Raw genomic sequence first — 10070 nt, forward strand, 5'->3', positions numbered from 1 at the left:
GCTCGTCAGCCCGCACGCCGGCTGGTGGCCAGCAACGAGCGGAGTTCGGCGCGGCTGGAAACTTGCAGTTTGTCGTAGAGCATCCGGATCCGCCGGTACAGCGTCCGCTCGGAGCAGAAGAACCGCCGGGCTATCGCGGAAACGGTCTCCTCGCTGCAGAGCATGTTCTTGAGCCGGTCCAGCTCTTCGTCGTCCATCGTGGGCTCGCCCGCGAATCCGGCCGCGCGCTCGTACGGCGCCATCAGCGCGTTGCTCACCCGGGTGTCCGCATCGGCACGCGAATTCCCCGCGTTGATGGCGGTGGCGCGCACGGCCTCGAGCTGGGCACCGACCGGGATCGCGAGGTTCAACACCGAGGATGCCCCGTGTTTGATGGCGGAGTACGTCTGGTGCCCGTTGTAGTCGTGCACCACCGCGACCACGGGTGAAAGCCAATGCCCGCAGTCCCGCAGATTCGAAATGCAGGCGGCCTGGTCTTCGCTGGTGGCGGGCAGAAACACCGGATTCCCGTTGTCCGCCAGCGCCTCCACTCCGGACGCCTCGAAGAACTCCACGGCGAAGCCGAACTCGGGCAACGGCAAGGTGCCCACCATCCCGGATACCAGCGCCTTCAGGTGCGCGTGCACCCGAGCGGTAAGACATCCGGGAAGGTGCTGCGCACAGGCCTGCGGCCGGCGCTTGGCCGGTCCGTCGGCGGGCAAGTGCGTGATCGCGCGCGCGTCGAATCCGTTCGCCGGGCGCGGACAATCGAGCTCATTCGTTCTCCCCACAGCGACACCCCAGTCGAGCACAAGAAATCATGGCCAGGCGCAGCCGCGGCAAGGTCCCCAGTATGCCGAAGCGCGCCTTCCGAATAACCCCAGGTGGTACTGAACGCCGTCACCTTAGCACAGCAAGATCCATCACGGCTCGCTGATCGGACGGCCGTTTTCGGCGCATGCGCTCGAACCCTCGGTTGCGAAACCGTGCACCCGATCCTTCGGATCTGCACCTCCGGCTGCACCGCGCCGCAATGCGCGCGGAACTGCCAAGAACTGCCATCCGGGTGTCGACCGGCTTTCCCGCAGCCGGTCCGATGCGAGTCTGGCCACCGGTTTGTCCACAGCGGTGCAAGGAGAGGAAGCGACGATGGACTTCGCCACCGCCCGGACGCTGGTGCGCGCCGCGACGCTGGGAATCGACGACCTGGAGCGGGCGATCGCAGCAGCGGGTGCCTGCCCGGCCGTCGACTTCCTGCTCGACGAAATCCGCCCGCGGCTGCGGCTGTCCGAGCTTTCCGAGTTCGACCAGGACACGATCGTGCGGCTGTGCCTGCAAGCGGGCGCGGAGACGGTGCACCGGGACTTGGTCGTGCGGCGGAACGGATCCGGCTGGGCGTTCGGTCCGTCCGGCGAACATCCGGTTGCGGCGGCCGCGGTCATCACCCAGGACCTCGCCGAAGCGCTCCGCGGAACCGTCTCGCCCTCCGGTGCGAGCGCGGCGACCCGTTCCGTGCAATGGCGGGACGCGGACGACTTCACCGCGTTCCACTCCCCACCGGCCGCGTTCCGCGTGGTGCAGCGCTTGCTCGCGGCAATGGAGCGTCGCGACGACCGGGACCTGAGCGCGCTGGCCGCGCACCACGGCTCGGACAAGTGGGGGCTGCACAACTACACCCCGCACTACCAGCGGCACTTCGAGCCGTTGCGGGACGAGCCGATCGTCTTGCTGGAGATCGGGGTGGGCGGCTACCAGGACCCGACCGGCGGGGGCGCATCACTGCGCATGTGGCGGGATTTCTTCCCGCGGGCGCTGGTGTACGGATTGGACGTCGTCGACAAGAGCGCACACGACGAGGGACGCATCCGGACGCTGCTGGCGGATCAGGCGGATCCCGGGTCGCTGAGCCGCGCGGTGGAGCCGATCGGCCGCCCGGACATCATCATCGACGACGGCAGCCACATCAACAAGCACGTGCTCAGCACGTTCCGCGCGCTGTTCCCGCTGCTGCGGCCGGGCGGCAAGTACGTGATCGAGGACCTGCAGACGGCGTACTGGCCGAGCTTCGGCGGTAGCGAGCAGTCCACCTGCGATCCGCACACCACCATCGGGCTGCTGAAGGACCTGGTGGACGGTCTCAACCACCAGGAGCTGACCGAGCGCAATCCCCGCAGCAGCAGCACGACCGACACCCAGATCGCCGGGGTGCACTTCCACCACAACCTGGCGGTGCTGGACAAAGGGCTCAACCTGGAGCCGGGCGCGCCGTCCTGGCTGGCCCGGACCCAGCCGGAGTCCTGATGGCCGCGCGCATCGCCGTCATCTGCCCGGCGTTCAACCGCTCCGCGGCCATCCTGCCGACGGTGGAAAGCGTGCTGGCGCAGACGGTGCAGGACTGGGAACTGCTCGTCGTCTCGGACGGCAGCACCGACGACACCGACGAGGTCGTCCGGGCGGTGCGCGATCCGCGGGTGCGACTGCTCCGGGTGGCGAACCACGGCTGCCCGGGCGGGCCGCGCAACGCGGGTCTCGCGGCCACGTCGGCTCCGTACGTGGCTTATCTTGACCACGACGACGTGTGGCTCCCGAACCACCTCGAAGTCCTGCTCGGAATGCTCCAAGCCGGTGCGCCGCTGGCCGGGACCGGATGTGTGCGGGTGGGTCCGTCCGGACGGGTGCGGCACCGCTCCGGAGTGCTGGATTCCGTCTGGCACCCGGAACTGCAGGTTCTCAACGCGATGTACGAACCGTCCCGCGTGGGCCACGTGCGCCCACTGGTCGCCGAGGCGGGCGGCTGGAGCACGGCCGCGGCCGGGTTCGAGGACTGGGACTTGTGGACGCGGCTCGCCGAGCGGGGCGTGGACTTCGCGGTAGCAGCGGACCGGACTTCGGTGCTGACGCTGGAGGACGGCAGCAGGCGGCACCTGTTCAGCCCCCGGCACAGCATCGGGCTGGCCAAGACCGGCGCGGAACGGGACGCGGACCGGGTGCGCGACCTGCTCGCCGGTGAGCACGGCCGCGCCCGGGCCGAAGCGGCGTACCTCGCCGACACGGAAGCTTGGTACGTCGACCTCTGGGATTCGGCGCGCTGCGTCCGGCCGCCCGAAGTGCGGCGGGTCGACGTGCTCGAAGCGGTGCGCGCGAAGCTCGCTTCCGGCGAGGCCGGTTCGTTCCTGCACGGCTTGGTCACCGTCCCGCACGCGGGCGGGTTCGTGCTCGCACTGCCCACGGCGGTGCTGAATCCGCAGCACCGCGGCCGGATCCGGGAGCTGCTGGCCCGCCGCTGCCCCGCGCAGCTGCGGTTGCTGCGCGAACTGCGCGCCCAGGCATCGACCGGTGCGCTCTGAACGACGTTCCGCCCGGCCGAGCGCACACCTGCGGAGCACGCCGAAGCGGGCTCCGCGGCAGTCCTGCCAACAGCCTGCCAACGGCCGCGCGAACCGGTGTGCCGGGTGATCCGCGGTGCCAGGCTCGGATCGCGATCGGGTCGACCGCCCGACGTTCCCGCAACGATTCCCGAGGAGGGGATTTCCGTGACGGCTCTTCGCCGCATGTTCATCGCCGGCGTCACCGCTTGCGCGCTCGGCGGCCTGGTCGTGCCGACCGCCGTTGCCGCGACCGGCACCGCGCAACCGGCGCCGGCCACCGAGATCGGGGTCCGCAAGACCTGGCACGCGACCGTGCAGTGCCACATCGTGCGCATCAGCGACAACCACGTCATCGGTTACGACCGAGCCGACGGCGTGGGCAACACCAAGGACAAAGCCATCACCGACGCTGAGCGCAACGTCCCGGTGCCGCAGGGACACTACAAGCGCCACTGCGATCCCAAGCGGATCTGGTAACTTCCAGCAGCTTCGTTCCGCTCCTCCGCTGATCAGGTTGGTGTGCGATGTCCGAGGAAAGTGGAATCTGGGAAATCCGGCTCGGCATTTACGCCACCGAGCAGCAGGCCGAAGAAGTCAAGGAGCGCATCACCAGGCTGTTGTGCCCGGATCCCGACCACGCTCCGCCGTGCCCGATCCCGTGGTCGGTACGGCTGATGCCGGAGGATGCGGACAGCTACCCGGCGCTCGCCGAGCAAGCTCGCATCGAAGGCCACGACCAGGGGTGAGCGGCCCGGTGGACCGCAGCGACGGCCGCGGATGCGGGCCGCATCGGGGTTCGCACCCCGGTGCGCCCGCCCGCCGGGCCTGGTGAGCTGGGCCGATACCATGGTTTCGTGAGTACAGCGGTGGACGAGAATCACGAGGACCTGCCGGAGCAGATGCGCATCCGGCGGGAGAAGCTGGAACGCCTGCGGGACAACGGCGTCGACCCCTACCCGGTCGGTTACCCGCGCAGCACCTCGATCGGTCCGATCCGCGAGAAACACGACGGTCTCGAAGCCGACCAGGGCACCGGTGAAGTCGTCTCGGTGACCGGCCGGGTCATGCTCTACCGCACCGGCGGCAAGCTGTGCTTCGCCACGATCCGCGACGACACCGGTTCGATCCAGATCATGCTGGCGCTGGACAAGGTCGGCGCGGACGAGTTGGAAGCCTGGAAGGCCGACATCGACCTCGGCGACCACGTCGGCATCACCGGCGAAGTGATCACTTCCAAGCGCGGCGAGCTCTCGATCATGGCGGAGAGCTGGACGCTGACCTCGAAGTGCCTGCGCCCGCTGCCGGAGAAGCACAAGGGCTTGACGGATCCCGAGGCGCGGGTGCGGCAGCGCTACGTCGACCTGCTGGTCAACCCGGAAGCGCGGCAGCTGGCCCAGCAGCGTTCGCGCGCCGTGCAGGCGTTGCGCTCGGTGCTGCTGGAGCGCGACTTCCTCGAAGTCGAGACGCCGATGTTGCAGCAGGTGCACGGCGGCGCCACGGCGGAGCCGTTCACCACCCACATCAACGCATACGACCTCGACCTGTACCTGCGGATCGCGCCGGAGCTGTTCCTCAAGCGGCTGGTGGTCGGCGGGATCGAGAAGGTCTTCGAGATCAACCGCAACTTCCGCAACGAAGGCGCGGACTCCACGCACAACCCCGAGTTCACGATGCTGGAGTTCTACGAGTCCTACGGCGACTACGACACCGTCGCCGAACTGACCACCCAGCTCTACCGGCACGCCGCGAAGGCCGTGTTCGGCGACCACGTGGTGCGCCACCCCGAGCACGGGGACGTCGACCTCGGCGGCGAATGGCCGTCGATCACGCTGTTCGGCTCGGTCTCCGAGGCCCTCGGCGCGGAGATCACCCCGCGCACCCCGGTGGAGCAGCTGCGCAAGCACGCCGACGAGCGCGGGATCGGCTGGGACCCGTCGTGGGGGCCGGGCAAGCTCGTGGAGGCGCTGTTCGAGGATCTGGTGGAGCACACCCTGATCCAGCCGACCTTCGTGCGCGACTTCCCGCTGGAGACGAGCCCGTTGACCCGGCAGCACCGGGACGACCCGCTGCTGACCGAGAAGTGGGACCTGATCGGGTTCGGCATGGAGCTCGGCACCGGCTACTCCGAGCTGGTCGACCCGGTCGAGCAGCGCAACCGGCTCACCGAGCAGTCGCTGCTGGCCGCGGGCGGTGACCCGGAGGCGATGCAGCTCGACGAGGACTTCCTGCGCGCCCTCGAGTACGGGATGCCGCCCACCGGCGGAGTCGGCATCGGCGTCGACCGGATGCTGATGGCGTTCACCGGCAGGGGAATCCGGGACACGATCCTGTTCCCGATGGTCAAACCGGTCTGACCCGCGCGAAGCGACCAGCCCCGGCGCGCACGGCGCCGGGGCTGTTGCGCGCTCAGCGCTGTTCGGATGCCGCCGGTGCGGCCGCCTCCGGCTGCTGCTCCCGAGCGTCCACCAGGCTCAGCCCGGTGATCTTGTACGACAGGCCGCGCTGCCCGGCGGTGCTGAACAGGCAGATCAACGACACCAGCCCGAACAGCTGGCCGAGGAAGCCGAACGGGGACTCCCCGCCCATGCCGATCAGCAGCAGGTAGCCGCCGACACCGGCGAGGCTGCGCACCAGGCTCACCGACGGCCGAGGCTTGGCACCGTCCGCGGTGACCGCCCGCAGCTGCACGATGCGCTGGCCGACGCTGCTCGCGCCGCCCGCCAGCGGCAGCACGATCACCAGCAGCAGCCACGGCAGCCAGCTCCCGAGCACCTCGACGAGGCCGGCGCCCGGGATCTCCCTGGTGGGCGGCATGTTCCCGCCGAACAGCTGGCCGTTGACGGCCATCAGCACGACGATCCCGGCCGTGGCGCACAGCGTGCTGCTCAGCTTGATGATCGCCAGATCGCACACCGATGCCAGCAGCCGCCGGGACCAGGTGATCGGCCGCGGCTGTCCCGGCGGGGTGGTGAGCCGCTGCCCCGGCACCGCGCGCAGCGCAGGGGCCGCCCACGCACCTGCCAGCGCCCCGGCCGTGTTCATGATCAGGTCGTCCACGTCGAACAGCCGGTAGGCGCAGGGGTACAGGAACCAGATCCCGGTTCCCTGCGTCGCCTCGATGAGCAACGAGACGCCGAACCCGACCGCGGTGGTGATCAGCACCGACCGCCCGAACAGGTAGCGGACGAACATGCCCAACGGCACGAACAGGCCCACGTTCAGCGCGATCTGCGTCAGCGCCGGATTGCTCAGCACCGAGAGCACACCGCTGCCGGTGGCTTCCTTGCGCATGTCGTTGAGGAAGTTGAACGGGATCCACTGCGGACCGCCCGCCCCCTCGGTGGCGCAGAAGTCCGGCGTCAACTGCGGAAACGGCAGCAGCACGTAAGCCACCAGGGAAACGCCGTAGACCACCGCGGCCAGCGCCAGCGCCAAGTGGCCAGCGCCGAGCTGGCCGCGCCTGCGATATTGCCGAGCCACGTACGGCACGAACAGCACCACGGCCAGCGCGATGCCTGTCACGATCCCGATCAAAGCGGGCAGCAGCCGCTCGCTCACCATCGTCCTTCCGGTAGGTGCAGGAGGTTTTCGTCAGCCCAAGTTGCCTATCAGGGCACCGAGGACCAGCAGGCCGCAGATGATGGCGTTCGCCACCCGGTGATCGAGGAAGATCGCCACGAACTCCCGGATCGTGGCGCTCGGCCAGAAGTAGCGGGCTGTCGGCGAGCCCACCACGTCCCCGTTCACCGACTCCTTGCGGGCGATCCGCGCGGCGCGCATCACGTGGTAGTTGTTCGTCACCACCAGGCAGCGGTGCTCCGGCACGCGCTGCTGCATGAGCGCCTTGCTGAACCGGAGGTTCTGCTCGGTGCTGCGCGAAGCGTCCTCGACCAGCAGCCGGTCGGCGGGAGCTCCGCGCTCGAGCAGGTAGTCCGCCATCGCGCGGCCTTCCGCGATCTCCTCGCCCGGCCCCTGACCACCGGAAGTGATCAGCACCGGGTCGTAGCCCTTCGCGCGCTGCTGGTGGAACACCCCCAGGCCCTTGTCCAGCCGGGAACCCAGCAGCGGCGGCACCCGCCGCCCGCCGATCAGGCCGGAACCCAGCACCACGATGAAGTCGGCCTGCTTGCGCGGCGGGAACAGCCCGTAGAAGAACGAGTACAGCAGGAAGCACACGAACTGCAGCGACACGAAGCCGAGCACGGATGCGACGGCGCTCATCACGGCCACCAGCGGAGGCCACTCGGTCAGGTTGGCGAGGCTGCGCAGCACCAGGTAGCCGAGGATCCCGATCCCGGCGAACAACGAAAGCAGGTTGCCCAAGCTGCGGCCTTCGCGGCGCAGCATCGTCACCCCGTTGAAGATCAGGAACACCGCCAGCACCAGCGGCATCGCCACGAACGCGAGCGCGAACCCCACCGCGAACAGGACCGCGGCCTGCGGCGAGAGCATCGCCAGCAGCGCCCCCGCGCCGACGATCGTCGCCAGGATCGCGAAGAACAACCAGAGTCCGTTGCGCACGCGGCGCCGATCGCGCAGAACGCTCAGTCCGAACAGCAGGTACAGGACTGCGGCGGGAGCTAGGACGAGGGGCGACAAAGCAGTCACGGCTGGAGATCTTAGCCGTGGCACCTCACCCGGCGGTGCCAGGCAGGGAAATCCCCCACTCGCGGGCCGTACTAAGTGGACGGTCGTCAGCCGGGCGCGGGCGGCTGCGGGATTTCGCGGCCGCAGTCCGCTCCGACGCAGCCCTGCGTCCGGTCGAGCTGCCGGTCCAGGAATTCGCGCACCTGCGCGTAGCGCGCATCGTTGTGCCGCGAATTCAGCTCGTACGGGTCGATGGCCAGGTCGTAGAGCTCGTGCGCACCGCTGACGTAGCGGATGTAGAGGTAGCGGTCGGTGCGGATTCCCTCGTACGCGGCGGACAGCACTTGCCCGTGCTCGTCGCGGGGCTTGGCCGGTCGTGGTGCGGTCGCGGCGTCCTGGTCGAGATCGCCCGCGCCCGCGGCGCGCCCGGCCTGCACGTCGTCGGCGGGTGCGTGTTGCCGCACGCCTGGACGAACGGGTTCCGGCAGGGCGCCTGCCGCGGCCTCGTGCAGGATGGGCCGGCCGGTTTGCCTGCGCGGGTCCTGCGCGAACGGCAGCAGCGAACGCCCGTCCAGCGCCAGGCCTGGACTGGTGCCGCCGAGGTCGGCGATCGTCGCGGTCAGGTCCGGATTGCTGGTCAGCTCGGCGGAATGCGCGCCACGCGCGAGGCCCGGACCGCTGATCATCATGGGCACGTGCGCGGAAGCCTCGTGCGGCAGGAACTTCCCGGTCGGGATCTGGTGCTGGCCGAAGAAGAACCCGTTGTCCGAGGCGAAGATCAGGTAGGTGTTCTCGAGCACGCCCTGCTCGCGCAGCGTGTCGATGAGCTTGCGCACCGCCTCGTCGACGGCCAGCAGGGATTCCAGCCGGTTGCGGTAGCTGTCGGTGATCCCGGTGGTCTCGTGCGCCGCGATCTGCGGATAGTCCTTGATGAACTTCGGCTTGTCGCTCATGTCGGTCTCGTTGAACGACGGGTCCGCGGGCAGCGGCACGTCCGCGAAAGCCCCGGCGTGGCGCTGCGCGGGACGGGGGCCGGGCGCGATCCGGAACAGGTCACCGTTGTCCGGTGCACCCGGCGTGATCTCGCCGTGCGGTGCCAGGAAAGCCATGCTGAGGAAGAACGGGCTGCCCGCCTGCGACTGCCTGCGGATGAAGTCGGCGCCTTTGTCCCGGTACACGTCGGTTTGGTAGTGCTGCGGATCTTCGTGCCAGTAGTCGCCGTAGGTGCGCAGCGCGCCGTTCTCGTTCAACCGGTACCCGTACATCTTGTAGGTGCTAGGGTCGACCGAACCGCGCCATTCGTCCCAGCCGGGCGGCACGTGCGTCGGGTCGTCCTCGCCGTAGCCGTTGGGGTACTTCCCGATGTGCGAAGTGGTGTAGCCGGCGCGTTGCAGCCACACCGGCAGCGTCTCGGCCTCGTTGAGCTTGTCGTAGCCGCCGAGCGGGTCGGCGTTGTGCCGCACGCCGTTGTTGTGCGCGAACTGTCCACTGAGGAACGTCGAGCGGGAGGGGCAGCACAGCGGGTACGAGGCGTAGTAGCGGTCGAACGTCACGCCCTGGGTGTCGAAGTACCGCTGGGTCTGCGGCATGAACCGCATGCTCTCCAGCCACTGGTCGTCGGTCATCACCATGACCACGTTCGGTTTCCGCGGCACCGGGCTCGCCTGCGGGGGGACCGACTGCGGCTGGCCCGTGCACGCCGCCGCCACGAACGCCAGGACCAGCAGCAACACCGGCCGTCTCCGTCGCGGGGCGCGGCGAGCGGCAGCCATCGGGACCATGACTCAGTTTGGTCCCCGGCACGCACAAAGTGTCAAGATCCGCCCCTCGCACGGAGGAACGGTTGCAGTGGCATTTCGCGAGCTCTTTTGATCTTTATCTTCTCAGCGGCGAAGCCGCTGACCGGCGACCACGCACGCAACCGGACCACCGGCGGGTTCTCAGCGGCTTCCTCGCGAGGACAGCGATTTCGCCGCGTATGGGCATACGTCAGAAATCGATCCCGCAGCGAGGAAGCCGCTGAGGTTCCGCTACCTGTATTGCCCTGTGAGGTTGTGAATGCGTTGGGCTGGTGTGTGGCCGTTGAGGGAGGTGTGGGCGCGGTGGTGGTTGTAGGTGTGTAGCCAGGGGTCGAAG

9 protein-coding genes and 1 pseudogene are annotated in these 10070 nt (G+C 69.0%); 5 read left to right on the forward strand and 5 right to left on the reverse strand.

The annotated features are described in order from the left end of the window. Positions 1–5 precede the first annotated feature (5 nt). On the reverse strand, positions 6–626 hold the full coding sequence (locus tag INP57_RS28530) for a helix-turn-helix transcriptional regulator (RefSeq protein WP_200073472.1): 621 nt from the start codon (positions 624–626) through the stop codon (positions 6–8). 502 nt (positions 627–1128) lie between these two features. Between INP57_RS28530 and INP57_RS28535 the strand changes: the two genes are divergently transcribed. The 5 genes from INP57_RS28535 (at position 1129) to lysX (ending at position 5701) form a co-directional block, all read left to right on the forward strand. Further along, positions 1129–2280 carry a class I SAM-dependent methyltransferase gene (locus INP57_RS28535; protein WP_200073473.1) on the forward strand — a complete coding sequence of 384 codons (1152 nt, stop codon included), beginning with the start codon at positions 1129–1131 and terminating at the stop codon, positions 2278–2280. Continuing rightward, entirely contained in the window at positions 2280–3326 is a 1047-nt protein-coding gene (locus INP57_RS28540; protein WP_200073474.1) for a glycosyltransferase family 2 protein, read from the forward strand. The genes INP57_RS28535 and INP57_RS28540 overlap by 1 nt, the downstream gene beginning before the upstream one ends. A gap of 186 nt (positions 3327–3512) precedes the next feature. Beyond that, entirely contained in the window at positions 3513–3824 is a 312-nt protein-coding gene (locus INP57_RS28545) for a hypothetical protein (protein WP_200073475.1), read from the forward strand. A 47-nt stretch (positions 3825–3871) separates the two neighbouring features. Then, positions 3872–4093 (forward strand): hypothetical protein, encoded by a 222-nt coding sequence (locus INP57_RS28550; protein ID WP_200073476.1) that lies wholly within the window; start codon positions 3872–3874, stop codon positions 4091–4093. A gap of 108 nt (positions 4094–4201) precedes the next feature. Then, the gene (gene lysX, locus INP57_RS28555; RefSeq protein ID WP_200073477.1) at positions 4202–5701 is read left to right on the forward strand and encodes a bifunctional lysylphosphatidylglycerol synthetase/lysine--tRNA ligase LysX; all 1500 of its coding nucleotides are present in this window, start codon (positions 4202–4204) and stop codon (positions 5699–5701) included. Between the two features lie 52 nt (positions 5702–5753). Here the strand turns inward: lysX and INP57_RS28560 are convergent, their stop codons facing one another. The 4 genes and pseudogenes from INP57_RS28560 to INP57_RS28575 all read right to left on the reverse strand — a co-directional run. Continuing rightward, a complete protein-coding gene (locus INP57_RS28560) occupies positions 5754–6905 on the reverse strand; it encodes a VanZ family protein (protein WP_307850328.1) in 1152 nt (383 codons plus the stop codon). A gap of 33 nt (positions 6906–6938) precedes the next feature. Next, positions 6939–7955, reverse strand: a complete 1017-nt coding sequence (locus tag INP57_RS28565; protein ID WP_307850329.1) for an ElyC/SanA/YdcF family protein — start codon at positions 7953–7955, stop codon at positions 6939–6941. A gap of 86 nt (positions 7956–8041) precedes the next feature. Beyond that, positions 8042–9667, reverse strand: coding sequence for a sulfatase family protein (locus INP57_RS28570; RefSeq protein WP_200073478.1), 1626 nt, complete (start codon positions 9665–9667; stop codon positions 8042–8044). A gap of 297 nt (positions 9668–9964) precedes the next feature. Continuing rightward, positions 9965–10070 (reverse strand): annotated as a pseudogene (locus INP57_RS28575) (IS481 family transposase); the annotation flags it as partial.

This window comes from Saccharopolyspora galaxeae (genome assembly GCF_016526145.1).
GTDB classification, from domain to species: Bacteria; Actinomycetota; Actinomycetes; order Mycobacteriales; family Pseudonocardiaceae; genus Saccharopolyspora_C; species Saccharopolyspora_C galaxeae.

Coding starts and splice junctions, on each gene's coding strand:
- INP57_RS28535 (WP_200073473.1), top strand. CDS start 1,129: ATGGACTTCGCCACCGCCCGGACGCTGGTGCGCGCCGCGACGCTGGGA.
- INP57_RS28540 (WP_200073474.1), top strand. CDS start 2,280: ATGGCCGCGCGCATCGCCGTCATCTGCCCGGCGTTCAACCGCTCCGCG.
- INP57_RS28550 (WP_200073476.1), top strand. CDS start 3,872: ATGTCCGAGGAAAGTGGAATCTGGGAAATCCGGCTCGGCATTTACGCC.